The organism is uncultured Tateyamaria sp. (assembly GCF_947496075.1).
Taxonomy (GTDB): domain Bacteria; phylum Pseudomonadota; class Alphaproteobacteria; order Rhodobacterales; family Rhodobacteraceae; genus Tateyamaria.
Genome location: NZ_CANMBJ010000002.1, coordinates 731,905 through 755,928, shown reverse-complemented (window position 1 = coordinate 755,928; position 24,024 = coordinate 731,905). Strand labels below are relative to the sequence as shown.

At 60.1% G+C, this 24,024-nt stretch carries 23 protein-coding genes and 1 tRNA gene; 14 read left to right on the top strand and 10 right to left on the bottom strand.

The window, feature by feature from the left end:
• Entirely contained in the window at positions 1-720 is a 720-nt protein-coding gene (gene hisA, locus Q1A51_RS07710) for a 1-(5-phosphoribosyl)-5-[(5-phosphoribosylamino)methylideneamino]imidazole-4-carboxamide isomerase (RefSeq protein WP_299597815.1), read from the bottom strand.
• 130 nt (positions 721-850) lie between these two features.
• Between hisA and Q1A51_RS07705 the strand changes: the two genes are divergently transcribed.
• Together Q1A51_RS07705 and Q1A51_RS07700 are read left to right on the top strand one after the other, a co-directional pair.
• The gene (locus Q1A51_RS07705; protein ID WP_299200889.1) at positions 851-1,234 is read left to right on the top strand and encodes a DUF2147 domain-containing protein; all 384 of its coding nucleotides are present in this window, start codon (positions 851-853) and stop codon (positions 1,232-1,234) included.
• A 156-nt stretch (positions 1,235-1,390) separates the two neighbouring features.
• A complete protein-coding gene (locus Q1A51_RS07700; RefSeq protein WP_299597819.1) occupies positions 1,391-1,789 on the top strand; it encodes a DUF2147 domain-containing protein in 399 nt (132 codons plus the stop codon).
• Positions 1,790-1,897: 108 nt separating this feature from the next.
• On the opposite strand, the gene Q1A51_RS07695 is transcribed toward Q1A51_RS07700, so the two are convergent.
• Positions 1,898-2,371, bottom strand: coding sequence for a CoA-binding protein (locus Q1A51_RS07695; RefSeq protein ID WP_299597822.1), 474 nt, complete (start codon positions 2,369-2,371; stop codon positions 1,898-1,900).
• 522 nt (positions 2,372-2,893) lie between these two features.
• On the bottom strand, positions 2,894-3,670 hold the full coding sequence (rlmB, locus tag Q1A51_RS07685; protein WP_299597825.1) for a 23S rRNA (guanosine(2251)-2'-O)-methyltransferase RlmB: 777 nt from the start codon (positions 3,668-3,670) through the stop codon (positions 2,894-2,896).
• Between the two features lie 106 nt (positions 3,671-3,776).
• Between rlmB and Q1A51_RS07680 the strand changes: the two genes are divergently transcribed.
• Positions 3,777-3,860 (top strand) — tRNA-Tyr (locus tag Q1A51_RS07680).
• Between the two features lie 235 nt (positions 3,861-4,095).
• Here the strand turns inward: Q1A51_RS07680 and Q1A51_RS07675 are convergent.
• The 4 genes from Q1A51_RS07675 to Q1A51_RS07660 form a co-directional block, all read right to left on the bottom strand.
• Positions 4,096-5,409, bottom strand: a complete 1,314-nt coding sequence (locus Q1A51_RS07675; RefSeq protein WP_299597828.1) for a pentapeptide repeat-containing protein — start codon at positions 5,407-5,409, stop codon at positions 4,096-4,098.
• Positions 5,410-5,643: 234 nt separating this feature from the next.
• Positions 5,644-6,669 carry a betaine/proline/choline family ABC transporter ATP-binding protein gene (locus Q1A51_RS07670; protein WP_299597831.1) on the bottom strand — a complete coding sequence of 342 codons (1,026 nt, stop codon included), beginning with the start codon at positions 6,667-6,669 and terminating at the stop codon, positions 5,644-5,646.
• A gap of 1 nt (position 6,670) precedes the next feature.
• A complete protein-coding gene (locus tag Q1A51_RS07665; RefSeq protein ID WP_299200904.1) occupies positions 6,671-7,705 on the bottom strand; it encodes an ABC transporter permease subunit in 1,035 nt (344 codons plus the stop codon).
• A 75-nt stretch (positions 7,706-7,780) separates the two neighbouring features.
• On the bottom strand, positions 7,781-8,746 hold the full coding sequence (locus Q1A51_RS07660) for a glycine betaine ABC transporter substrate-binding protein (protein ID WP_299597836.1): 966 nt from the start codon (positions 8,744-8,746) through the stop codon (positions 7,781-7,783).
• A gap of 237 nt (positions 8,747-8,983) precedes the next feature.
• On the opposite strand from Q1A51_RS07660, the gene Q1A51_RS07655 reads away from it, so the two are divergent.
• The 7 genes from Q1A51_RS07655 (at position 8,984) to Q1A51_RS07625 (ending at position 14,481) form a co-directional block, all read left to right on the top strand.
• The gene (locus tag Q1A51_RS07655) at positions 8,984-9,355 is read left to right on the top strand and encodes a hypothetical protein (protein ID WP_299597840.1); all 372 of its coding nucleotides are present in this window, start codon (positions 8,984-8,986) and stop codon (positions 9,353-9,355) included.
• A complete protein-coding gene (locus tag Q1A51_RS07650) occupies positions 9,352-10,425 on the top strand; it encodes a Rieske 2Fe-2S domain-containing protein (RefSeq protein WP_299597843.1) in 1,074 nt (357 codons plus the stop codon). The genes Q1A51_RS07655 and Q1A51_RS07650 overlap by 4 nt, the downstream gene beginning before the upstream one ends.
• Entirely contained in the window at positions 10,422-11,177 is a 756-nt protein-coding gene (locus Q1A51_RS07645) for a hypothetical protein (protein ID WP_299597846.1), read from the top strand. Before Q1A51_RS07650 ends, Q1A51_RS07645 begins: the two co-directional genes overlap by 4 nt.
• Positions 11,174-11,437, top strand: a complete 264-nt coding sequence (locus tag Q1A51_RS07640; RefSeq protein WP_299200918.1) for a hypothetical protein — start codon at positions 11,174-11,176, stop codon at positions 11,435-11,437. Before Q1A51_RS07645 ends, Q1A51_RS07640 begins: the two co-directional genes overlap by 4 nt.
• A 78-nt stretch (positions 11,438-11,515) precedes the next feature.
• The gene (locus Q1A51_RS07635; RefSeq protein ID WP_299597849.1) at positions 11,516-12,523 is read left to right on the top strand and encodes a hypothetical protein; all 1,008 of its coding nucleotides are present in this window, start codon (positions 11,516-11,518) and stop codon (positions 12,521-12,523) included.
• A gap of 125 nt (positions 12,524-12,648) precedes the next feature.
• On the top strand, positions 12,649-13,086 hold the full coding sequence (locus Q1A51_RS07630; protein WP_299597852.1) for a hypothetical protein: 438 nt from the start codon (positions 12,649-12,651) through the stop codon (positions 13,084-13,086).
• A 102-nt stretch (positions 13,087-13,188) separates the two neighbouring features.
• A complete protein-coding gene (locus Q1A51_RS07625) occupies positions 13,189-14,481 on the top strand; it encodes an O-acetylhomoserine aminocarboxypropyltransferase/cysteine synthase family protein (protein WP_299597855.1) in 1,293 nt (430 codons plus the stop codon).
• Between the two features lie 129 nt (positions 14,482-14,610).
• Here Q1A51_RS07625 and Q1A51_RS07620 read toward each other — a convergent pair whose 3' ends face one another.
• Positions 14,611-15,288 (bottom strand): SIMPL domain-containing protein, encoded by a 678-nt coding sequence (locus tag Q1A51_RS07620; RefSeq protein ID WP_299597860.1) that lies wholly within the window; start codon positions 15,286-15,288, stop codon positions 14,611-14,613.
• A gap of 162 nt (positions 15,289-15,450) precedes the next feature.
• On the opposite strand from Q1A51_RS07620, the gene Q1A51_RS07615 reads away from it, so the two are divergent.
• Positions 15,451-18,237, top strand: a complete 2,787-nt coding sequence (locus Q1A51_RS07615; protein WP_299597863.1) for a hypothetical protein — start codon at positions 15,451-15,453, stop codon at positions 18,235-18,237.
• A 57-nt stretch (positions 18,238-18,294) separates the two neighbouring features.
• Here the strand turns inward: Q1A51_RS07615 and hppD are convergent, their stop codons facing one another.
• Entirely contained in the window at positions 18,295-19,389 is a 1,095-nt protein-coding gene (hppD, locus tag Q1A51_RS07610; RefSeq protein ID WP_299200936.1) for a 4-hydroxyphenylpyruvate dioxygenase, read from the bottom strand.
• 136 nt (positions 19,390-19,525) lie between these two features.
• Here hppD and Q1A51_RS07605 point away from each other — a divergent pair, with 136 nt between their 5' ends.
• Both Q1A51_RS07605 and Q1A51_RS07600 read left to right on the top strand, forming a co-directional pair.
• Positions 19,526-19,981 (top strand): Lrp/AsnC family transcriptional regulator, encoded by a 456-nt coding sequence (locus Q1A51_RS07605; protein ID WP_299597867.1) that lies wholly within the window; start codon positions 19,526-19,528, stop codon positions 19,979-19,981.
• Between the two features lie 210 nt (positions 19,982-20,191).
• Positions 20,192-22,072, top strand: a complete 1,881-nt coding sequence (locus Q1A51_RS07600; RefSeq protein WP_299597879.1) for a cation:proton antiporter — start codon at positions 20,192-20,194, stop codon at positions 22,070-22,072.
• 59 nt (positions 22,073-22,131) lie between these two features.
• Here the strand turns inward: Q1A51_RS07600 and cobT are convergent, their stop codons facing one another.
• Complete coding sequence (gene cobT / locus Q1A51_RS07595; RefSeq protein ID WP_299597882.1) at positions 22,132-23,139, bottom strand: nicotinate-nucleotide--dimethylbenzimidazole phosphoribosyltransferase; 1,008 nt, start codon at positions 23,137-23,139, stop codon at positions 22,132-22,134.
• A 71-nt stretch (positions 23,140-23,210) separates the two neighbouring features.
• Here cobT and cobS point away from each other — a divergent pair, with 71 nt between their 5' ends.
• Positions 23,211-23,975, top strand: a complete 765-nt coding sequence (cobS, locus tag Q1A51_RS07590; protein ID WP_299597898.1) for an adenosylcobinamide-GDP ribazoletransferase — start codon at positions 23,211-23,213, stop codon at positions 23,973-23,975.
• The last annotated feature ends 49 nt before the right edge of the window (positions 23,976-24,024 follow it).

The window sequence follows — 24,024 nt, the reverse complement described above, 5'->3', positions numbered from 1 at the left end:
CTAGCCCTTGAGGGCCGCGAGCGCTGAGGCGAGGTCAATGGCCCCATCGTAGAGCGCGCGGCCCGAGATGGCGCCTGAGATCACGCCTGTCGCCTTGAGCGCCGTCAGATCATCCAGTGACGACACCCCGCCACTTGCGATGACGGGAATGTCTACTGCTTCGGCCAAGGCCTGCGTGGCGGGGATGTTTGGCCCCCCCATGGCTCCATCGCGGTTGATGTCGGTGTAGATGATCGCGGCCACGCCTGCATCCTCGAAGGATTTGGCGAGGTCAGTGGCATCCACATCTGTTTCGGTCGCCCAGCCTTTGGTCGCGACCCTGCCGTTCCGCGCGTCGATGCCCACGGCGACATGACCGGGAAAGGCTTTGGCCGCCTCGCGCACGAGATCGGGGTTTTCGACCGCCACGGTGCCAAGGATGACCCGCTGCAGGCCCTTGGACAGCCACATTTCGATTGTCGCCATGTCCCGGATGCCGCCGCCAAGCTGTGCAGGCACGTCACAGGATTTCAGGATCGCCGCGACCGGGGCCGCGTTGACCGGCTCACCTGCAAAGGCGCCGTTGAGATCGACAAGGTGCAGCCATTCGCATCCAGCCTCTACAAAGGCGCGCGCCTGTGCCGCCGGGTCGTCGTTGAACACGGTGGCCTTGTCCATGTCCCCATGTACGAGGCGCACGGCCTGGCCGTCCTTAAGGTCGATGGCGGGGTACAGGATCATGTTGTCAGGCCTTTCACTGTCTGTTCGCGTCCTTGCACCTATCGTCAAGATTCGCAACGCGACCCAAGGTCATTCTTGCCATATCGCTTCCCGATGGATCAGAGTTCCGGCCATTACGGAGGAGACACTCATGAAACACCTGATTGCAGCCGCATGTGTGGCGATCGCCAGCGCGGGAGCCGCAATGGCCGATCCTGTGCTGGGCACTTGGAAAACTGAAGTTGACGATGGGGCTTATGCGCATATCGCGATGAGCAAGTGCGGCGCAAAGATTTGCGGCACAATTGCCAAGGCCTTTGACGCCAGTGGCCCCATTGCGTCCGAGAATGTCGGTAAGCAGCTTGTTTGGGATATGGAGCCGCAGGGCGGCGGGAGCTATGCTTCGGGCAAGATCTGGCAGCCGTCGACCGGAAAGGTCTTCAAGTCAAAGATGGCTTTGAGCGGCAACAGCCTGAACGTGTCGGGCTGTGTCGGTCCGTTCTGTAAAAAGCAGACATGGTCGCGCGTGAACTGATACCATAGGCGTCTTTTGGCCCATGCCCCGTGCCCTTTGGCACGGGGTTTTTCATACCCGATCCCCCGGTTTGGTCCTAGTCCGTACGCGCGGAACCCGGACCGACCAAGACGCCCATCGGGGTTCATCGCGTTCTGTGGTACAATGCCGTGTATCATGACACGTCTGTTGGCTAAATTTGTCATGCCCGCCGCAGCCCTGTGGCTGGGCATTCTTCCCGCTCCGGTGGCATCGGGACCGGAGGGCGTGTGGCTGACCCCGCCCGACCGCAAGGGCCAGACTGCGCATGTGGATGCCAAGAAATGCGGCGTCGCCTATTGCGGGACAATCGTTACAGTCTTTGCCCCGTCTGGCGAACCCATCAGTGCGGCCACAATCGGTCAGCGCGTGTTCTGGGACATGATCGGGTCCAGCAACGTCTATGAGGGCCGCGCTTTCGTGCCAGCGCACAATCGCAACTACAACGCCAGGATGCGGGTCAATGGCAATCGGATGACGGTGTCGGGTTGTCTGGGCCTCGTTTGCCAGAGTCAGATCTGGCTGCGTGTGCGCTGAACGGCAATTCTCTCTAAAGGCTTCGCCTGCACACGACGTGATGTATTGCGCCCGCTTTTCGCGAATGTGGTGTCCGCCCAGCGGGAACTGATGAAAACAGAAAAGCGGCTAGAGCCGGGATGAGATGATGCCGGTGTTGAACCCGCCCATCCGCAACTCACCGAACAGACGCTGATACTCAATCTTGGGGCAACGGTTCTGAATGACCGTCAGGTCCGCCGCACGCGCCTTGGCCGTGGCTTCGGCATGCTCCACGCCAATCTGCATCCAGATCGTTTTCAGGGTTGGAATGCGGGCCATGGCCGTATCCACGATCTCGGGCACCGCTTCGGATCGGCGGAAGATATCGACCATGTCGACGGGGTCATCGAACGAATCGAAATCAGGGACGATCTGGCGTCCAAACAGCGTTTCACCCGCGTAGACGGGGTTCACGGGGATCACGGTGAACCCTTTGAGCGCGAGATACCGCGCCACATAGTAGCTGGGCCGCACCGGGTTGGTGGACACGCCCACGACTGCGACAACCTTGGTTGCCGTCAGGACCTGTTTCAGATGCGCATCGGTATAGGTTTCGGACATGATTTCCCCCTGTCCGGTCACGTTCCCAAAAAAACGCCCCGATCGCAAAGCGAAAGGGGCGCGGAGGTGCGGAACGAGGGACAGTGAAATAACCTACAGGAGTTCCAAACCTGTGGTTCACCTTTAAAGATATGATCGCTCACGTCTTGCAAAAGACCCTCTCGCAAATCTGTGAACGAAAACTTAAAGATCGGATTTGGCCGGCCAGCCGCAGCGCAGCGCTCAGTCAAAAATGTCTTCAATGATATCAAACGCATCGTCGAAAATATCCGCCCAACGCGACTTGCGCTTCTTGTACTTTTTCTTGCTGGGTTTCGGCCTGTTTTTTTGGCGAATGGCCGAGGGTCGCACGGTTTCGCGGTCACCTGATCGCTTTCTGGGCAACATCTTCAGGTCGTGCAGCGGGGCACCGCAATTGGAACATGCCAGTTCGTGGCGCTCGCGCCCTGTCAGAACAAGGGCGGCACGGGTGCCGCAATAGCAGCAGGTGGCGATCTTCGTGGGGTGGGCGATGGTCGCCTCCTATGCGTGGTCCTTGGAGGCATATAGGGCAATCGCAGCCGCATTTGAGACATTGAGCGAGCCAAACCCACCTGCCGCGTCGATTTTCACCAGCGCATCACAGGTTTCGCGGGTTTTCTGGCGCAGGCCGGGCCCTTCGGCGCCAAGGACCAGCGCGACGGCACGATCCTTTTGACCATTCAGGGTAGTCTCAATCGTCGCCTCGGCTTCGCCGTCGAGGCCCAGCACCATGTAGCCCATGCCCTGCAACTCAACGATGGCGTCCGCCAGATTGCGCACCCGCACGTAGGGTTGGCGTTCCAACGCACCGGAGGCTGTTTTGGCCAGCGCACCGGTCTCGGGTGCCGCGTGATGGCGCGTGCCGATGACGGCGGACGCCCCCAACACCTCGGCCGAGCGCAGAATCGCCCCCACATTGTGCGGGTCCGTCACCCGGTCGAGCAGGATCAGACGCGGTGCTTCGGCCCCGATGGCCACATCCGCAAGGCTGCCCCAGTCGAGCGGCTTGACCTCAAGCGCTGCGCCTTGGTGGACCGAGCCGGGATCAATGGGCGGCTTGAACTTGCGCGGATCAATGATGTCCGGGGTGATCCCCGCGGTCAGAATGGCGTCTTCCAGTTTGTTGTGAGCATTCAGCGTCACCATGAGGCGCAGTTTTTCGCGCTTTGAGTTCAGCAGCGCGTCGCGCACCGCGTGCAAACCGAACAGCCAGACGGTTGCTGCCGCGTCCGCCTTTTTCGCCTGTTCCTTTTCGACGACCCATTTGGGTTTTTTCATCTTTGCACCTTTGGCCCTTGGGGTCTGATTTTGTGCCTTGACCCTTGATATACGTCCCGGTAATCACGCGCTCACGCCACCGGGGTTCAGGCCCTAATGGCGTAGTGGGCGACAGGCCGCAAGGTGTGGCAGGGGACTGTAACTCCCTCGCGGAGACGCACGCCTGGTTCGATTCCAGGGTCGCCCACCACTATAAACTCAGACACTTAAGCACCCTTATGCATGCCCAAGGCTGCCCTCTGACTTGACGGTTTACAAATCGTTTACAGGTCGAATAGGCGCAACCCCTCACTCCTCAGATGCTCTCAGACAGAGCAAAGATGAGCCGTTTGTTGCAGCTCAAGCCGAACCCCGCTTTGAAGATCAGCAGACCGTTTCTGCATGTTTCCTACCGGTCTTCGAAGCGTTGACTAAGCAACAAACCCTCAGACTGGAACGCCTATTCGAGAAAAGTTATAGGTGTTGTAGAGTGTGATCAGGACAAAGAGTATGCTGACGCCAGTCATCATTGCTGCAAGATGGCGCCACCTCAGGCCAAACCAAGTCTTATCATTGAGGCTGAAACGAGCTGGAACGCCGGTGACTTCCTCAACTCGCTCAAGTTGCTTGGTCTTTAGAAGCAGTGCGACCCGCAGTCCGTTTAACAACAGCGCTGCTAAGAAAACATAGAACGACAAGCTCACCTCAGCCGCGGTCCTCCAAGCTTCTCCTCCCGAGTACACATATCGGACGAATGCTTGCCAAAGCGGCACCTTTGTCACTTTGATATCCACTGCCAGATTGGCTTCGTACCAGCGTTGCAGTAGAAACCACAGATAGGGGAAACAGAACACAAACAGTGACAGAGTATGCAAAGTTCCAAAAAAGCCAGAGTAGCTTTGCCTTAGATCTGCAGTATCGTCGGAAATACTCATCGACATTCGCGCTCCGACGGTTAAACCTCCGAAGTTGTCCATCGTGTCCAAGTCGATACGCGAAATTACACAACCTTGCACCTTTGAGTTTTCCAGAGACGTGCCTTGATCAAAAGTCGCACCTGTAAAATTGGCATCGATAAGTGACGTCTTGTGAAACCTTGCGCCTGAGATGTCAGCCGATTGGAATCTTGCGAGATGAAGCTTGGATTCTTCAAACTTGACACCAGCTAGCCTCGCTCCCCAAAAGTTGGATGTTGATCGGATTGTAAACCTTAAGAAACTCGATCTGTGATTGATGTGTGAACCCGAAAAGTCTGCACGGCCGCAGCTTAAATAGGAGATATCTATCCCCTGGCTAAAAATTGCCTTTTTTAAGCTAATTGACGCAACATTTGAATAGTTGATCACAACCGAATTCGAAAATGAGGTGTCATCCAAAACTAATGGACTCATTTTCTTTGGCGTCGAAAAGGTACAATGACTGAAAGTGAGCGCCTGGTTCACTGTACCTTGCTGTGTTTTTATCCCACTTTGGAACCCACATTGTTGGAAAGTCCAGTGGTGACGAGATTCCAGCGACGGCAACTCTATTTCTCCTGCAAAACGGCAATTTCTGAATGTTACGTCACCAGGGAAACCGTATGCACCAAGAACAAAGTCCGCAGCGAATGAAAAATTTTCAAATTCCACTCGAGCATCCCGCTTCCACTTTTGGTACGATGTGTTTGATGTCGCAGGGCGAGAGTGTGTCATATCGCCAGCCCAACGAATCCAAGCCTCCCTGCCCTTTAGAAACAAATCTGATGTCTCTTTCTTATCCAAATCCCCGCCCTCGAATTAGCTGTTTTGCATAACAGTATCCTTAGTAAAATCCACCCAAACTGAACAAGAGTTGCATTCAAATGTGCCAACACAAATTCATCTCTATACTTTTGATATAGACTGGCGCTGTTTGTGCGCTTGCAGTTTCAAAAGCATTTCGGGTGCCTCACCTGCCGGAGACGCACGCCTGGTTCGATTCCAAGGTCGCCCACCATTCAAACCCTAAGCCGCCCGCTATGACCCAGACACGCGCGGCACGAGCGCCTTGACCAGGTCCTTCATGTCGAGCTGACCGACAACCTCGCCTCCATCCGTCACTTTGTAGACGTGGTTGGTATCCCCACCCGTCAGCGCGATCATATCTTCGAGGTTGCGGGAGGCCTCGACCTCTCCGTCGAAGTTGTCGCTTTGGATGGGTTTCATCACCGACCGGACACGCAGCACGCGGGCGCGGTTGATGTCGCTGACGAAGTCTTCGATGTAAGGGTCTGAGGGCGCAAGCAAAATGCCCTGCGGTTCGCCCTGTTGCACCACCGCGCCGTCCTTGAGGATCACGAGGTGGTCGGCCAGTTTCAGCGCCTCATCCAGATCGTGGGTGATGAAGACGATGGTCTTGTGCAGTTCCTTTTGCAGTTCAAGCAGCAGGTTCTGCATGTCGGTGCGGATCAGCGGGTCAAGGGCCGAGAACGCCTCGTCCATCAGCATGATATCGGTGTTGGCGGTGAGCGCACGGGCGATGCCAACCCGTTGCTGCATCCCACCCGACAGTTGCGCGGGATAGCGATCTTCGAACCCTTCAAGCCCCACGCGTGCCAGCCATTTGCGCCCTTCGGCATCGCAGGTCGCCTTGTCCGCCCCCTGCACACTCAGCGGCAGTTGCGCGTTTTCCAGCACGGTCTTGTGCGGCAGCAGCGCGAATTTCTGAAACACCATCGACATCTGTTTCTGCCGCAGGGTCCGCAGGGCCGCCTGCCCCATCTTCATCACGTCCTGCCCATCGACGAGGATTTCGCCCGCCGATGGGTCAATCAGACGATTGAGGTGCCGGATCAGGGTGGACTTGCCAGAGCCAGACAAGCCCATGATGACCGTGATCTCACCCGGCTGCATATCCACGTTGATGTCCCGCAGACCCAGCACATGTTTGTGCTTTTCCAGCAAGGTTGTCTTGTCCATACCCGCTTGGACATGGGGCACCATCGCCGTGTCATCGGGCCCAAAGATCTTGTACAGTCCGCGCAGGGACACTTTTGCAGTCATGTCAGCGTTCCTTGCGTCCGGTGTCGACACGGGCGAGCGCGGCCTTGGACACGCGATCAAGGATCACGGCCAGCAGCACGATGCCCAAGCCCGCGACAATACCCACGCCCAGTTCGAGGTTGCGGATGCCCCGCAGGACCAGCACACCGAGGCCAGGGGCCGAGACAAGCGAGGCAATCACCACCATCGCAAGGCTCATCATGATCGTCTGGTTCACGCCCGCCATGATGTTGGGCAGCGCCAATGGCAGCTCAACCCGGCTGAGTTTTTGCCATGCGGTCAGGCCAAAGGCGTTGGCAGCCTCGATCACGTCGCGGTCCACCAAGCGGATGCCAAGATCAGTCAGGCGGATGACCGGCACGATGGCGTAGAGTATGATGGCGATGCCGTAGAGCTTTGATTCCGTGACGGAAAACAGGAAGATTAGCGGGATCAGGTAGACGAAGGTGGGCAGTGTTTGCAGCAGGTCGAGGATGGGCACGATGGTGCGCTGCGCCGTGTCCGATTTGGACATGCCGATGCCGATGGGCACGCCAAGCAGGACAGAAAGCCCGGTACAGACGAACACGATGGCGAGGGTCTGCATCGCGACCTCGTAGTGGTCGATGAAGCCGAAAAACAGCAGGACGAGGGCCACGAAAGCGGTCACGGATTTCGAGCGGCTGACCAGCCATGTGATCAGCAACAGCGCGGGAATCATCACCCACCAGGGTGCGGATTGGAACACCCAAAGCGTGCCGTCGAGCATCCAGCTCAGCGGCTGCGTGATGGGGTCGAGGACGAATTTCAGCTCGGACCGGATCGACAGGAACCCCCGCTCGATACCGGCCGTCAAGTCGCGGGTCTGGCCGATGCGCCCGCAGGCCTCGTGCAGCACGTCGAGGGATGGAAACGGCAAACCACCCTCCTCTGCCACTGCGCCGCCGCCGCCACTCTGGGCCAGAAGTTGCGCCATGGACATGGGCGCATCTTCCTTGCCCACGTCGCACCAATCCCGCAGGCCAAGGCCGTCGAAGATGCCATCATAGGCTGCCATGTCGTTCCCCAGTTTCTTGATCTTGCGCCCAAAAGGGGGCGAAGGTTGCGCCGAGGCGAACCCCGGCGCCTTAGCTTATTGCAGCAAAGCCGACAGGTTGCCGCGCGCCTCGTCGTTCAGCCAACCACCCCAGACATCCTTGTAGGTCGTCAAGAAGTACACGGCGGCCTCTTCGTTCGAGGCTTCGTTGGCTTCCTGCCACGCCAGCACCTCGCCCATCTGGGCGTTCGTGAAGGTGACATTGCCCATCAGCGCCGCAGCGTCGGGTTCACGGTCAACAAAGGCTTGCGTCGCGGCCGTCACCACGTTGGACACCGGATAGGCGGACAGGCCGGGTGTGGCGCAGTCTTCCAGACCGTTGCAAGTGTGTGTTTCAGCGTCATAGGCGGGCATTTCCACCTGCACCATCGGATATTTGCCAAGCACGGATGTGGGTGCCCAGTAGTAGCCGAACCAAGGTTCTTTGGCTTCGTAGGCTGCCGCAATTGCGGTGGCGAGCGTTTCGCCCGAGCCGTGCTGGAAGCGTTCGACGCCCGAGTCCGCCAGCCCGGCGGCCTTGAAGTTGTTGTGGTTGGTGACGTCGCAACCCCAGCCCGACGGACAATCGTGGAAACGGCCACCGACCAGCTGCGGGTTGGCCTTGATGCCGTCCAGCGTTTTCAGCTCGGGATGCGCTTCGGCCAGGTAGTCCGGGATCCACCACGCCTCGACGCCGCCATCGGACAGGACCTTGGACAGCTCGACCAGTTTCCCCTCGCCGCGCAAGTCTTCGTAGACCTCGGTATAGCTGGTCCACAGCTCGGTCAGGATGTCGGGTTCACCCGTTTCTGCCACGGATGCCATGGCAGGCACGGTGGTCGTGGGCACTACGGTGACGGAACAGCCATAGCCCTGCTCAAGCAGGAACTTGGCGACATTGGTGACCACAGCAGCCGAGGCCCAGTCCATTTCCGTGATCGACACTTCGCCACACTCGGCGGCGGCGATGGATGCGGCAGAGGTGCCCAACATCAAAGTTGCGGCAAATGCGAGTTTTTTCATAAGTTTGCTCCCTGTTCTGGCGGTATTTTCGCAGAAGATGGGCCAAGTGATAGACCCAAACCGGCACGGACTTACAGTCCAAACCCGCCTACGCGATGAATTTGGGCGCGGTGGTCCGCGCACTATGATCACAATTTCGCTCTGTCCGGCAAAAGCGGCAGTTTGCGCTTGGGGCAAACGGGATCAGCTTGTTAGGGTCAGTGCGGAACGACAGAACTGACGCAAGGACGACACCCCATGGACGTGGCACAGGCCCTCGTGATGGCGATGCAAACATGGGGGATGATCGGCGCACTTGTTGCCGCCGTGTTCCTGACCATCGGGATCGACCGAATTGATGAAGATGCGCGCGGGGCCTATGTTTTCCGCCCGCTCCTGATCCCCGGTGTGCTGCTGATCTGGCCCATTGTCCTGTGGCGTTGGTGGCAGATTGAAACCGAACGTGCCGCATGGGCCAACCGCTATCGCCCGGTGCGTGCCTCCTATGGTCTGGCGATCATCGCCATGAGCATCGGCATCTTGGTCATTGTCATTGCTGGCCTGAGCGTGCGCCAGACCTGGCCCGCTGACATTGCCCCAGTGCAATTGACCGAAGGGGCAAGCCAATGAGCGTCAAGTATATCCCCGTTCAGTGGAACCCCAACAAGTGGGTCTATGACGCCGTGATGCTGGCGGGTGTCGCCGCGTTTCTTTGGGTGTTTCTGTACCTCACGCCCGGCGCGCTCAGCCACGAGTGGCCGATCAACCCGCAGATCCACAATGCCCGCGCCTTTGGCGCTTGCGCCTTTGTCATGTTGACCGTGATCCTGTGCATCGGGCCTGCCGCGCGGCTGGACAAGCGGTTTCTGCCTCTGCTCTACAATCGCCGGCATTTCGGGGTGATGACAGCCTTCGTGGCGTTGACGCACGCGGGCTACATCCTGAACTGGTATTTCGCTTTTTCCAGTTCCGACAAATACGTAGGCCTGCTCTATGCCAATTCCAGCTTTGGCCAGATCGCGGGCTTTCCTTTTGAAATATTTGGCATATTTGCGCTGGTCTGCCTGCTGATCCTTGCTGCGACATCCCACGACTTCTGGCTCAAGTTCCTGACGCCGCCGGTGTGGAAACGGCTGCACTACCTGATCTATGCGGCCTATTTTTCGGTCGCGGCGCATGTGTCCCTGGGCATTTTGCAGGATCAGCAGAACCATGTGTTCACGGTGCTGTTCCTCTTGGGTGCAGGGGCTGTCATCGTCCTGCATCTGGCAGCATGGATGCAGGAACGGTCGGAGGCAGCGGCCAAGGATGGTGCGTGGGCCGAGGTGGCGCACGTCGGCGACTTCCAAGAAGGCTATGCCAAGATCGCCAAGCTTGCGACCGGCGACCGTGTTGCCGTCTACCTGATGGAGGGCAAGCTGAGCGCCATTTCCAACGCCTGTGCCCACCAGAACGGGCCGCTGGGCGAGGGCAAGATCATCGATTGTCTGGTCACATGCCCCTGGCATGGCTTCCAATACGACGTGCGCAATGGACGCTCGCCCGCACCGTTCACCGAAAAGGTGCCCACCTACCGCATCCGCGTGATGGGGGACATGGTCGAGGTGCACCCGGACGCCAATCCCCCCGGCACATATGTGGAACCGGTTGCCCTGCCCGAACCCGAGCCGGACCTGCCCGAGGAAGGAGCCACGACATGAGCGAGAAGCCATTTTTCGTCGGCTACCTGCCCGCCCCCGGCCCCTTGAGGACATTCCTGCTGACGGCCTGCATCCTGTTGATTTCGGGCCTCGCAGGTGCGGGTTTCCTGATGGGTGCCGCACAGGACGACCCCGGCCCCGGTGCCTTCCGCTTCGACTATGGTCGCCAGACCGTCACCGGCGTGGTCGAGATGACGCCCTATCCCGTCATCCACGTGACCGAGGGCAATGATCGGATCAAGCCCGGCGACAGTTTCATGATGACAGCGGGCGGCAAATCCGGTGTCGACGGCCGCGCCATGCCCCTCAACGGCCAACTTGCGCAGGTGTCCGGCATCGTGCTGGAACGCGGTGATCTTTACATGATGCAGTTGCGCGGCGGTCGAAACGGAATACAAGCGGCCGAGGGCGATGCCCCGGACATCACGCCCGAACCGCAGGGCCGCTGGAAACTGGCGGGCGAGATTTGCGACGGCAAGTGCCTTGCAGGCGCCATGCGCCCGGGGCGCGGGCTGGCGCACAAGGCCTGTGCCAACCTGTGCCTGCTGGGCGACGTGCCACCCATTTTCGTATCCACCCAGCCTGTGCTGGGCGAAGAGTTCCTCCTCGTTGTCGGCCCCGATGGCACGCGCCTGCCGCGCGAAGCCTATGACCACGTGGCCCAATTCATCACTGCCGAGGGCGAGATCACCAAGCACGGTGATCTGCTGATCTGGGAAATCGACGTGGACACGATCGAGGTGACAGAATGAAGCGCATCGTCTGGCTGATCATCGCGGCAGTAACGGCGGCGATCCTGTTCTATGTCTCCCGGTTCTGGTACCTGCGCCTTTGGCCGCGTGACGGGCTGTTTGGCGTGGATGCGCTGCGCCCCCAAGGCGGGCTGGTCGGTCAATGGCTGCGCGGTACGGATTTCGCCCCGTTCGAGCTGCTGATCTGGGCCGTCGGCGCCTTTGTGATCCTGACCGGCCTGCAAAAACTCTACGATCTTTTGAATCCGCCCCCAGAATGACCGGATCTGGGGCTTTTGCCGTTCCCGTCTGCCGCGTATAGTGCTGACAAAATAGCGAAAACGCATATCGACAGGCACATGGCACGCAAACCCAAGACATCGGCACCGCCCACGTTCAACATTGCCCTTGTAGGCCAATCCGGGCGGCTTGGTTACGAGGCGCTGTTGTTTGTTGCCTCTTTGCGCGCCAAAAGCCCTGACTTCACGGGACGCGTGCTGATAGCCGAACCTCAGCCGGGGCCACTATGGCCCAAAGACCCTCGTATGACGGGCGATGTGCGCGAGGCTTTGCAAGCGCTCGGCGCAGAAATTGTCAGCTTTCAGAACCAGCATTTCGGCGCACACTACCCCTATGGCAACAAGATCGAGATGCTGACGGCTTTGCCAGAAGGCGAGCCGTTTGTATTCTTCGACAGCGACACGCTCGTTACAGGCGACCTGACCACCGTGCCATTCGATTTCGATTACCCGTCTGCGTCACTCAGGCGAGAAGGCACGTGGCCGCAGATCGAGCTTTATGGCCCCGGTTACGCCGAGATCTGGAAATCCCTCTATGACCAGTTCGGTCTGGATTTCGAATCCAGCCTCGATACCACCGAACCTGACGAGTATTGGAAGCGCTACCTGTACTTCAACGCGGGCTTCTTCTTTGGCGCTTGCCCGCATGCCTTTGGCTCCCGCTTTCTGAACTATGCACTGGCGATCCGCGACACGCCACCGGCGCCGCTGGTCTGTCAGCCGCTTGATCCTTGGCTTGACCAGGTGGCCCTGCCTCTCGTAATCCACAGCTTTGGCGGCGGACGTGACAGCGCCGTGCATGGCCTGCTGGACGGCAGCGTCACCTGCCACTACCGCATCTTTCCCCTTCTTTACGCGCGCGAAAGCCAAAGCGTGATCGACACCCTCGAGGAAGTCACGGCCCCAAACAAGATCAAGAAAGTCCTCAAAGGCTACGATCCGATCAAGCGGATGGTCTTTCAGGGGCGCGGTGCCAAGGTCCGTGCCTTGTTCGATCAGAACGACATGCCACGGCGCGAACAGGCCATTCGCAATCGGATCAAATCCAACGGGTTCTGGATGCGCTGACCGGTTACGCTGCGTCAAAAACTTTGCGCGCGGCAATTTTGAGACAAATTGCGCCATTTTCCCCCTTACATACGTACGCGGGGATATTAATTGCTCAGTCAATAAAAATTGATCCCCACATTCGGATGGCTGAGATGACGCAATCCCTTACACGTTTTTTGACGACACTTTCGCACGCATTCTGCAATGATCGGTTGGACCTGCTGACCGATCACTTCACCTACCCGCTGCCACTTTATACACGGGGCGAGTTGCTGGTTTTTGGCTCATCCGGTGTGCTGATGGAAGCCCTCGAGCTGTATCGAAACGTGGCCCGCAAATCCCGCATTGCCCAAATCACGCCGCGGGTGGTCGCCACGGGTATCCCGAACAAGGGGTATTCCCAGGTCTGGACGGAATGGGATCACTTCGATGAGGCGGGCACCCTGAAATGCACCAGCCAGGTGCGCTATGCGGTATTTCAGGACAGGATGGCCCTGCATCCCAAGATCGAGATGATCGACTACACCTCCATCGGGTTCCCAGAGGTCTGCGCGTCGCTACCCCTGATGCAGACCGCCTAAGGGAACGCGAACGCGCCTGCCCTTGCCCACATCCGTTGCATTGCCTAACCATGCAGGCAATGCAAATGACCCGGCGGTCCCCGCCGGAGGTGGGAGAGAAATATGACCGACGGCCCCAAATACGGCTTTGACACCCTTCAAATTCATGCGGGCGCGCGGCCCGACCCGGCAACGGGTGCGCGGCAAACACCGATCTATCAATCGACCGCCTTTGTCTTTCGCGACGCAGAACACGCCGCCGCCCTCTTCAACCTGCAAGAGGTTGGCTACATCTACTCTCGCCTAACCAACCCCACCGTTGCCGTTCTGCAGGAACGGATTGCAACGCTCGAGGGCGGTGCAGGTGCTGTCTGCTGTTCGTCCGGTCACGCGGCACAGATCATGGCGCTGTTCCCGCTGATGGCCCCCGGCCTGAACGTGGTCGTATCCACCCGGCTCTATGGCGGGACCATCACGCAGTTCGGCCAGACCATCAAGCGCTTCGGGTGGGAAGCCACCTTTGTCGACTTCGACGATCTGGACGCCGTCAAGGCCGCCATCAATGACAAGACCCGCGCCGTGTTCTGCGAGGCCATCGCCAACCCCGGCGGCTACATCACCGACCTCGACGCCATTTCAGCTATTGCCGATGCGGCTGAAATCCCGCTGGTCGTCGACAACACATCGGCCACGCCATACCTGTGCCGCCCCATCGAACATGGCGCAACGCTGGTCGTGCACTCGACAACCAAGTACCTGACCGGCAACGGCACTGTCACAGGTGGGTGCGTTGTGGACAGCGGCACCTTCGACTGGTCCGCCAATGACAAGTTCCCGTCGCTCAGCCAGCCCGAACCTGCCTATCACGGCCTGAAGTTCCACGAGACATTTGGTCCGCTGGCCTTCACCTTCCACGGCATTGCCATCGGCTTGCGCGATCTGGGCATGACGATGAACCCCCAGGCAGCGCACTACACCCTGATGGGCACCGAAACACTGTCACTGCGCATGGACCGGCACGTCGAGAATGCGGTCAAGATTGCGGAATGGCTCGAAAAAGATGACCGTGTCGATTACGTCACCTACGCGGGCCTCAAATCCTCACCCTATTTTGACCGGGTGAAAAAGATCTGCCCGCGCGGCGCGGGTGGTCTATTCACCTTTGCGGTCAAGGGCGGCTACGACGCCTGCGTGAAACTGGTGAACGCGCTGGAAATCTTCAGCCACGTGGCGAACCTTGGCGATGCAAGGTCGCTGATCATCCACTCGGCCTCGACCACGCACCGCCAGCTTACGACCGAACAGCAACGCGCCGCAGGGGCCGCGCCCGAAGTGGTGCGGGTCTCTATCGGGATCGAGGATGCAGACGACCTGATCGCGGACCTGGATCAGGCCCTGTCCAAAGCCGTTAGCTGATCCGGAAAACTCAGGGGTGCAGCGGTTCACGCTGCGCCCCTTCTCTGTTTAAGGAAAATCCCGGGGGAGGCTGAAGGCCGGGGGCAGAGCCCCCTGAAAAATGTCGTCGCGCGCAGCGCGCCCTTTGGATCAAGGCTCGAGCGAAAAGCTCATCGACACACGCGCCGTCACGGCCAATTCGCCCGCTGCAATAGGCACATCGGCAGACCGCGCGGCTGCAAACATCTCGGGTCGCGCCGTTTGCCCCCCTTCGCTCAGGCTCAGCACAGGGCCAAGGGTCACACCGGCGGCCTCACTCAATTGCGCCGCCTTCTCCATCGCATCCCGGACGGCAGCAGCCCGCGCTTCGGCCTCGGCCGCACTTGGGTCCTGCAACTGGAATTGCAATCCGTTGAACGTATTGGCCCCAACCGCAAGCACCTGATCCAGTACACCGCCCAAACCATCCAGATCCCGCACGCGCACGGTCACCGCATTGCGCGCTTCAAAGCCGGTGATCTGGCGGTCGGTCGAGTCAAAGCCGCTCCAGACCGGATTAACGTTCAACTGCGACGTCTGGATGTCGCGCGCCTCGATCCCCTGTTCTGACAGCACTGCAATCAAGGCCGTCGCATCGGCACTGACTTTGGCCATCGCATCGCCTGCCGTTTTGTCGACATGCACAACGCCCAATGAAATCATGGCCATGTCGGGGGCAACGGCCACCCGACCTTCACCCGACACGGACAACACGGGTCCGTCATCCTGCGCGGCAACCGCGCCTGCCACCATCATCCAGATCGCGGCACTTACCAAAGTCAGTTTCATAGCAATCTCCAACGTTAATATTGTTCCAACATTTCCCGCGTGGGTCGCACATGCGCAAGCCGGTCACGCGGCTTTTTCTTTGCATGGGCAAAGACCTGCTTTATTCTTTGTGCAACCACCCCCAGTGTTCCGTTCGGAACGCACAGTTGTTATGGGCAAACTATGAAGCCTGAATTTGCGTTATCCTTGTCCTTTGACGGGATCCGACTGCTGCACCGCGCGGCAGGGGGATGGCGTGAAGTGGGTGCAGTGGATGTCGGCACCGACGACCTGACCGGAAGCCTTAAGGCCCTGCGCAAACAAGCCAACGAGGTTAAGAACAAACGGGTCCGTACAAAGCTGATTGTTCCGGACAATCAGATCAAATATCTGACAATCGAAACCGGAGACATCGATCCCGAAGCGCGGCGCGAAGCAGCGAGAGACGCGCTTGACGGTGCCACCCCCTACGCTGTTGATGCGCTCGCCTTCGACATCTCGATCGATGGGGACAAAACGCACATCGCTGCCGTTGCACGCGAAACCCTGTCCGAGGCCGAAGCGTTTGCTGTCGAGCACCGCTTTCACCCGGTCAGCTTTGTCGCGGCCCCCGAGGGCGACGGGTTTCTGGGCGAACCGTTCTTTGGTCAAACGGCGCATGCAGACAATGTTCTGGCCGAAGGTACAGAGGTCGAGCCAGACGGTATTCGCGTCGTGATCGTCTCGCACGAGCCAGAGCCAGAGCCAGAGCCAGAGCCAGAGCCAGAGCCAGAGCCAGAGCCAGAGCCAGAGCCAGAAATAGCTGCGTCGACGCAGGATGCAACCGCCGATGACAGCGCGCCTGAACCCGCGCAGACGGCCAAGGTCGACACACCCGCACCCGCCGCGAAAAGTGCGCCGGAACCTGAAGAAAAGGCCGCACCTGATGACCGCAAGATGTCCGCGGCTCACAACAGCGAAACGCCTCTTTCAAAAGACATCGACGGGGCAAAGGACGATGTGACATCGCCGCCGGACGTCGCGGTGGCCGACAAGCCTGACAAGACTGATCCACAGGTTCCCGCCGCAAAGAAACCAGAGGCCAAGCCGAAAGCCGCAGAAGAAAAAAACGTGAGCGAACAGCTTACGCTGCAGGCCAAGGATATTGTGCCCGAGACCGAAGAAGGTGAGGCTGCAAAAGCCCCGGCATCAAAGGGTGAAGCGGCGGATGAGGCATCCGCTCTGATGGGGTTCGCAACACGCCGCCGCGCGACGACAGACGGCGGGTCCGCCGCGCCTCTGGGTGGTGTCACCCGCGATGCGCCGGCACAGCGCCCCGCACCCCGGCTGAACGTTGCCAGCGCGGCAGCAGTCAAGACGCCTGCCCTCAACCCACAGCAGGCAGCAGCCAAAAGCTTGCGCGCAGCCCCGCCCATTGAAGATCTGCCACCCGAAACGCCACCGACACCACAAAAGGCGCCCGCAGAGAAAAGCGGCTTCCTGTCTCGGCGAAAGCCCAAACGGATACCGCCCGCCCCACCCTCGATCCAGCAAGCACCTGCGCAGGCTGCGCGTGTGGGATCACCTGCAGCGGCCGTAGCAGCGGTGACAGATGCCGAAGCACAGCGCATGACCGTCTTTGGCGCACGGGCAGATGCGCAAGTGGGGGGTAAACCGCGCTTTCTGGGCCTGATCCTGACGGTCATCCTGCTGGTCTTTCTCGCCGGTGTCGCGGCATGGGCCTCGGTCTTTCTCGACGACGGTCTGGCCAAGCTGTTTCCCAAACGCGAACGCACCCTTGCCTCGACCCTCCCCGCTGATGTTCAAGGGGCGTTGGCCGAGGATGTGGGCGCGACGGTTGATCTGAAACCTACGGAGCAGACAGGTGACGAGATGATTGTCGTGTCGCTGAACGAAGGGATCAGCGACGACGGTCTGACAGCCGAAGATGCCGCCGTTCTGGACGCGCTGCGGGATCGGCAACCCAATCCAACCGAGCAGGAAGAAATCGACAGTGCCGCGCTCGAAGCGCGTTATGCGGTCACTGGGATCTGGCCAAAGGCACCGGAAATTCCCCCGTCGCCCTCCGACCTGATCGTCCTCGAAGACCTCTATGTGACCGGCATCGACCCCATCAGCCCGGCACTGGATGCAATTGCCGTGCCTAGCACCCGGTCTTACCTGACCGACGCGGCCCTGCCCGAGATCACATCGCCTCCGCCACCGGGCACGCGCTTTGCGGTGGACGACAATGGGCGCATTGTCCCGACCGAGGACGGCGCACTCAGCCCCGATGGGTTTACGGTATTCTTGGGGTCACCCCCACTCAAACCACCCGCAGCCCGTCTGCAGCAGCAGGAAGCGCCGGAGACAAGCAGTGACACGCCGAACACCGCGGCGCTTGCACAGGTCCGCCCGCAGGCCCGTCCGACCGATTTGGTCGAACAGAACGAACGCGCGACGCTGGGCGGTCTGCTGCGATCCGAACTGGCCCTGCTGCGACCACGTCTGCGCCCTGCCGCCCCCCAAGACGCGGAACCGGTGCAGGACGTCGACACCACCGACCTTGCCGAAGGCGTCGTGACGGAACCGATCAGCGCGCTCGCCGTAGCACAGTCCATCCGGCCCGAGACGCGACCCAGGAACTTTGATCGCGTCGTTGCCCGCGCCAGCCGCACGGCCACCGCGTCAGCACCGCAACGTGTGGCCGCTGTGGCCCCCAGAACGGTCACGCCATCCATTCCCTCGTCCACATCGGTCACCCGCGAAGCAACCGTGCGCAACGCCATCAACCTCAGCCGTGTCAACCTGATCGGCGTCTATGGCACACCGTCTAACCGCCGCGCACTGGTCCGGTTGAAAAACGGTCGCTATCAAAAGGTCAAGGTGGGTGACCGCTTTGACGGCGGGCGCGTTTCGGCCATCGGCGACAGCGAATTGCGGTACCAGAAAGGCAACCGCAACCTCGTCCTGAAGATGCCAAAGGGCTAATCGGAAACCGATAGGGTTTCCGCGCTTTTGGTTTTTTCAGAAAACGATCGCGTGGCGCTAATCGGCCACCAATTCACCGCTGTTGATCTGCTCCTGCTCAATGCTCTCGAACAGCGCCTTGAAGTTCCCCTCGCCAAAGCCATCATCGCCCTTGCGCTGGATAAACTCGAAAAAGATCGGGCCAATGACCGTCTTGGAGAAGATCTGCAGCAGGATCCTGGTCTCGCCCCCGTCGACGACACCTTCGCCATCGATCAGGATGCCGTGTTTCTTCATCCGTTCAATCGGTTCTTCGTGGCCAACAACCCGATCCTTGGACAGATCGTAATAGGTGTCTGGCGGCCCCGGCATGAACTTCAACCCATGTGCGGCAATCGCATCGGTGCTGTCATAGATATCGTCTGACCCCACCGCGATGTGCTGAATACCTTCGCCCTTGTACTTTTTCAGATAGGCCACGATCTGCCCGGTCTCGCCCCGGTCTTCGTTGATCGGAATACGGATGCGCCCACAGGGCGAGGTCAGCGCACGGGACAACAGGCCAGTAAACTTGCCCTCGATGTCAAAGAACCGGATTTCCTTGAAGTTGAACAGGTCCCCATAAAACCGGAACCACTTATCCATGTTCCCCTTGTGCACATTGTGGGTCAGATGATCGAGGTAGAAGAACCCGACACCGCGCGGCTTGGACTGCGCCAGCCATTCATATTCGCCATTGTAGGGCGAGGTGTCATAGTACTGATCCACGAAATAGATCAGACTGCCGCCAATGCCGTAGATCGCGGGCACATCCAGCACCTTGCCATCCCCCTCATACGGTTTGGCCCCAAGCTGCACCGCCCGCTCAAAGGCATGCTGCGCATCCACAACACGCCAGCCCATCGACGGTGCGCAAGGCCCATGCTCCTCAACAAAGCGTGCCCCGAAACTATCCGCCTCGGCGTTCAGCACGTAAGTGATATCGCCCTGCTGCCACAGCTCAATGTTCTTGGTCTTGTGCTTGGCAACCTTCGCATACCCCATCCGGGCAAAGAGCGCGCGCAACTCTTCCGGCTCGGGATGGGCAAACTCGACAAACTCAAACCCGTCCGTGCCAGCGGGGTTGTCTGCAGAAATGGTCGATTTCGGTGCGTTGTGCGGGAACGGGCCCATGGAGGTGCCTCCTTGTTCAGGTTTGATGCAAATATGAGGCCTCGGGCGCGCGGTATCCGCGCATAATGCTGCATAGAACTTTCAATCCACGCGCCTTTCGCGCATCATGTGGGCAAAACCAGACGGAACCCCGCACATGCTTGATTCCATCGACACCCGTCTTCTCGCCGCCCTTCAGAAAAACGCGCATCTGACGGCGCAAGAGCTCAGCACCATGCTGCACCTGTCGGCCAGCCAGGTGGGGCGCAGACGTCAGCGTCTCGAGGCTGAGGGCTACATCGAAAGCTACGTCGCGCGTCTGGATGCAAAACGGCTCGGTTTGAACGTTCAGGGATTTGTGCAGGTGCAACTGTCCGTGCACGGGCCAGAGCATGCCGCCAGCTTCGCACGTCTGATCGACACGCAGCCCGAGGTGACAAGCGCGTGGACCATGACGGGTGAGGCCGATTACCTGCTGCGGGTCTACTGTTCCGACCTGACGGCGCTGAACACATTGATCCACGATGTGCTTCTGCCCCATCCCGCCGTCGCACGCGTGCACAGTCAGATCGTGATGGATCAGCTCAAACGCGACGGACCACTGCCAACCTGACCCCGCAAGGACCACGGCGGTGCCCCCGTCTGCTATGTCCGCGCAAGGCCAGAGCCAAGATCATACCCGGGCGCATAAGAACGATTTCGCCTATTACCGCCGCGCATCCGCGGCACCCCAAAGCCAATTCAAGCCAAGTTGTTCCCCTCGCCTTGTATTTCCCGAACGCCGAGGCATCTTGAGAACAGACCGAAACGTACAGGGTCCATCATGGAAAGTTTTCTCTACCAAGCTTCGATCTACCTGGCCGCCGCGGTGATTGCAGTGCCGCTGGCGTCGCGCTTGGGGCTGGGGTCCGTTCTGGGCTATCTGGCGGCTGGTATCGCCATCGGTCCCGTTCTGGGACTGGTCGGGGCCGAAACCGAAGATCTTCAGCATTTCGCAGAATTCGGCGTGGTCGTGATGCTGTTCCTGATCGGTCTGGAATTGGAACCCAGGGCGCTCTGGGACATGCGGCACAAGCTGCTGGGCCTGGGCGGGCTTCAGATCGTTCTGTCCGCCCTGGCACTGATGGGCGTCGCCATGGCCTACAACCAGCCATGGGGTATTGCGCTTGCCATCGGTTTGACCCTGTCACTGTCTTCGACCGCCATCGTCCTGCAAACCCTGTCTGAAAAGGGGTTGATGCAGACCAGCGGCGGGCGATCCGTGTTCTCGGTCCTACTCACACAAGACATTGCGGTGATCCCGATCCTGGCCTTCCTGCCCCTGCTTGTGGTGACCCTGCCGGTACAGATCACCGGGGACGGCTCCATCACCCGCGCGGTTGGCGAAGACCATGGCGACCACGGTCATGGTGCCACGATGAGCCTCGTTGAAGGCCTGCCCGCCTGGGGTGTCACGCTGGTGACAATCGGTGCCGTCATTGCCGTGATCCTCGCCGGTGTCTTCCTCACCCGGCCCGTGTTCCGGTTCATCCACGCGGCCCACCTGCGCGAGATGTACACGGCCCTTGCCCTCCTGATCGTCGTGTCGATCAGCTTCCTGATGATGCTTGTCGGCCTGTCCCCCGCACTGGGGGCCTTCCTCGCCGGTGTGGTGCTGGCCAGCTCGGAATTCAGACACGAGCTTGAATCCGACCTTGAACCCTTCAAGGGGCTGTTGCTGGGGCTGTTCTTCATCACGGTCGGCGCGGGCATCAACTTCGACCTGCTGTTCCGCGATTGGCCCGCGCTCCTTTCGATGGCGATCCTCGTGATCGGGATCAAGGGCGTCCTGCTCTACCTTTTGGCCGTTTCGTTCAAGATCCGGGGACGCGACCGTTGGCTCTTTACCCTGGGCCTCGCCCAAGCGGGCGAGTTTGGCTTTGTCCTCGTGGCCTTCTCGGTCGGTCAAGGCGTGATCCCGCAAGGCGTGGCTGAAACACTTCTGCTCGTCATCGCGCTGACCATGCTGATCACCCCCCTGCTCTTCATCCTCTACGAGCTGCAATCACGCCGCATCGCCAAGCGCGGGGTCGAAATCGAAGCCGACGAGATTGACGAAGACGGCCCCGTGATCATTGCGGGCATTGGCCGGTTCGGGCAGATCGTGAACCGCCTGCTGCAAGGCTCCGGGTTCAAGACGGTTGTTCTGGACCACGATATGGAAACCATCGCCCTGATGCGCCGGTTCGGGTTCAAAGGGTTTCTGGGCGATCCCAGCCGCCCCGATATCCTGCACGCCGCCGGCCTCGACAGCGCACACATTCTGGTCGTCGCGCTGGATGACAAGGATGCGTCCACCCGGCTCGTCGCCTATGCTCGCAAGACACGGCCCGATATTCACATCATCGCACGAGCCTATGACCGGGTGCACGTTTACCGGCTCTATCAGGCAGGCGCGAACGACATCGTCCGCGAGATGTTCGACGGCTCGCTGCGCGCCGGACGCTACGCGCTCGAAAATCTGGGCCTTACGGAATACGAAGCCGCCGAAGCCGAGCGGGTGTTCTACGCCCATGACCGGGATGCGGTGCGCCAATTGGCCGAAGTGTGGGACCCCAACATACCTGCATCCAAAAACGATGCTTATGTCGAACGTGCCAAATCGCTCGAAAAGTCGCTCGAAGCGGCATTGTCCGCACGGCAGGAACAACCCAAACGCGCCTGACACACCGCGTTAGCCAGGGTTGGCGGGTGGGCGAATTTGCACAACAAAGAGAGCACCCGTCAGCCGTCAGACACACCCGCCTCGGCAAAGGTCGCCATACCGGAATGGCAGGCGATCGCTCCCTTGAGCACCCCCATGGCCAAGGCCGCACCGGACCCTTCACCAAGACGCAGACCAAGGGACAATAGCGGCGCCTTACCCAGAGCATCCAGCATCCGGCCATGCGCCGCTTCGGCGCTTTCATGTCCCGCCACCACGTGATCCAGCGCATCCTCTTGCGTCTTGGCAAGGCACGCAGCCGCAGCGGTACAAATGAAGCCGTCCATGATCACTGGAATGCGCAAAGCTCGGGCGCGGGCAATGGCCCCGACCATCCCGGCCAGCTCACGCCCGCCCAGACGCATCAGTACGTCGAGCCCGTCTGTCGCGGCAGCATGCAAGGCCACCCCGTCCGCAACAACCTGCATTTTGAGCGCCAGTGCGTCGCCCTCGACGCCGGTGCCACGCCCTGTCCAATCACCAGCCTCGCCACCAAACAGCTTGGCCGCGATAGCCGCGGCCGAGGTTGTATTGCCAATCCCCATCTCTCCGACCACCAACAGGTCCGCATCCTCGGCAACAGCATCCCAGCCGGCCCGCAACGCGTCTACAACCTCGGCCTCCGTCATGGCCGGGCCTTGGGTGAAATCTGCTGTCGGTGTGTCCAGATCCAGAGCCACGACGTCCATCCGCGCGCCAAAAGCCTTGGCCAACTGGTTGATCGCAGCCCCACCCTGTTCAAAATTCGCAACCATCTGCACGGTCACTTCCGGCGGAAAGGCGGACACACCGCGCGCAGCAACGCCATGGTTGCCGGCAAAGACGATGACCTGCGGCGCATCAATGGACGGGCGCGCATCGCCCCGCCAGCCCGCATACCACTGCGCCAGATCCTCAAGCCGCCCCAAAGCCCCCGGCGGTTTGGTCAACTGCCCATTGCGCTCTGCCGCACCTGCACTGGCGGCGCTGTCAGGACCGGGCATATCAGCCAATAGAACGCGCAGCGCATCCAAACTTTCAAAACTCATGGGTCTTGTCCTTGCCTGTTCGTCCCACGCTCTTTACCCAATCGGAACGCACCCGCAAGTCAGGACCGGACATGGCACAGAATGATTCCGACATTGCCCTTGCGGCACGCCTTTGGGACGTGCCGGCCGCTCTGGTCCTGCTGACGCGCCTGCCCATACCCGCACTGCCCGATCATGCCTTTGCCCACGGTGCTCGGGCCGTGTGGGCCTACCCGGTCGTCGGCTTGGTCTTGGGCGGCCTCCTTGCACTGTTCGCCGCTGTCCTGAATGGACTGGGCTTGAGCGCACCAATCGTCGCCGGTTTGACACTCGGCGCCCTTGTCATGCTGACCGGCGCAATGCACGAGGACGGGCTGGCCGACACGGCAGACGGGCTTTGGGGCGGGCACGACCGCGAGCGGCGGCTCGAGATCATGAAGGACAGCCGCATCGGTGCTTATGGCGTGCTGGCGCTGATCCTCGTGATGGGCCTGCGCTGGCTGGGACTGGCTGAGGTGACATGGACCGGCCTGATCGCAGCCCTGATGCTGAGCCGCGCAATGATGCCCCCGCTGATGCTGGCCCTGCCCCACGCGCGCGGCACAGGTCTGTCTCACAGTGTCGGTGCGCCGAACACGGGTGCCGTCGTAGCTGCGGTCCTTATCGGAAGTGTGGGTGCAATGCTGCTGACCGGAGGGGCCGGACTGCTTGCTGCCCTCGTGGCGGGGGCCGTCACCGTCTGCGTAGGACTGATTGCAAACGCCAAGATCGGTGGGCAAACGGGTGACATTCTGGGCGCGACACAGATCCTGGCCGAGATCGCGGTTCTGTTGACGCTGGCGACCTTGACCCAATAAGGCAATGTGTCCCCGCGGGGACACATTTGTTTTCAGCGGCTTACGATTT

Bases quoted from the DNA above. Each gene is read 5' to 3' on its own strand.
- hisA (WP_299597815.1), bottom strand. From the start codon at position 720: ATGATCCTGTACCCCGCCATCGACCTTAAGGACGGCCAGGCCGTGCGC.
- Q1A51_RS07705 (WP_299200889.1), top strand. From the start codon at position 851: ATGAAACACCTGATTGCAGCCGCATGTGTGGCGATCGCCAGCGCGGGA.
- Q1A51_RS07700 (WP_299597819.1), top strand. From the start codon at position 1,391: ATGACACGTCTGTTGGCTAAATTTGTCATGCCCGCCGCAGCCCTGTGG.
- Q1A51_RS07695 (WP_299597822.1), bottom strand. From the start codon at position 2,371: ATGTCCGAAACCTATACCGATGCGCATCTGAAACAGGTCCTGACGGCA.
- rlmB (WP_299597825.1), bottom strand. From the start codon at position 3,670: ATGAAAAAACCCAAATGGGTCGTCGAAAAGGAACAGGCGAAAAAGGCG.
- Q1A51_RS07670 (WP_299597831.1), bottom strand. From the start codon at position 6,669: ATGACTGCAAAAGTGTCCCTGCGCGGACTGTACAAGATCTTTGGGCCC.
- Q1A51_RS07665 (WP_299200904.1), bottom strand. From the start codon at position 7,705: ATGGCAGCCTATGATGGCATCTTCGACGGCCTTGGCCTGCGGGATTGG.
- Q1A51_RS07660 (WP_299597836.1), bottom strand. From the start codon at position 8,746: ATGAAAAAACTCGCATTTGCCGCAACTTTGATGTTGGGCACCTCTGCC.
- Q1A51_RS07655 (WP_299597840.1), top strand. From the start codon at position 8,984: ATGGACGTGGCACAGGCCCTCGTGATGGCGATGCAAACATGGGGGATG.
- Q1A51_RS07650 (WP_299597843.1), top strand. From the start codon at position 9,352: ATGAGCGTCAAGTATATCCCCGTTCAGTGGAACCCCAACAAGTGGGTC.
- Q1A51_RS07645 (WP_299597846.1), top strand. From the start codon at position 10,422: ATGAGCGAGAAGCCATTTTTCGTCGGCTACCTGCCCGCCCCCGGCCCC.
- Q1A51_RS07640 (WP_299200918.1), top strand. From the start codon at position 11,174: ATGAAGCGCATCGTCTGGCTGATCATCGCGGCAGTAACGGCGGCGATC.
- Q1A51_RS07635 (WP_299597849.1), top strand. From the start codon at position 11,516: ATGGCACGCAAACCCAAGACATCGGCACCGCCCACGTTCAACATTGCC.
- Q1A51_RS07630 (WP_299597852.1), top strand. From the start codon at position 12,649: ATGGCTGAGATGACGCAATCCCTTACACGTTTTTTGACGACACTTTCG.
- Q1A51_RS07625 (WP_299597855.1), top strand. From the start codon at position 13,189: ATGACCGACGGCCCCAAATACGGCTTTGACACCCTTCAAATTCATGCG.
- Q1A51_RS07620 (WP_299597860.1), bottom strand. From the start codon at position 15,288: ATGAAACTGACTTTGGTAAGTGCCGCGATCTGGATGATGGTGGCAGGC.
- Q1A51_RS07615 (WP_299597863.1), top strand. From the start codon at position 15,451: ATGAAGCCTGAATTTGCGTTATCCTTGTCCTTTGACGGGATCCGACTG.
- hppD (WP_299200936.1), bottom strand. From the start codon at position 19,389: ATGGGCCCGTTCCCGCACAACGCACCGAAATCGACCATTTCTGCAGAC.
- Q1A51_RS07605 (WP_299597867.1), top strand. From the start codon at position 19,526: ATGCTTGATTCCATCGACACCCGTCTTCTCGCCGCCCTTCAGAAAAAC.
- Q1A51_RS07600 (WP_299597879.1), top strand. From the start codon at position 20,192: ATGGAAAGTTTTCTCTACCAAGCTTCGATCTACCTGGCCGCCGCGGTG.
- cobT (WP_299597882.1), bottom strand. From the start codon at position 23,139: ATGAGTTTTGAAAGTTTGGATGCGCTGCGCGTTCTATTGGCTGATATG.
- cobS (WP_299597898.1), top strand. From the start codon at position 23,211: ATGGCACAGAATGATTCCGACATTGCCCTTGCGGCACGCCTTTGGGAC.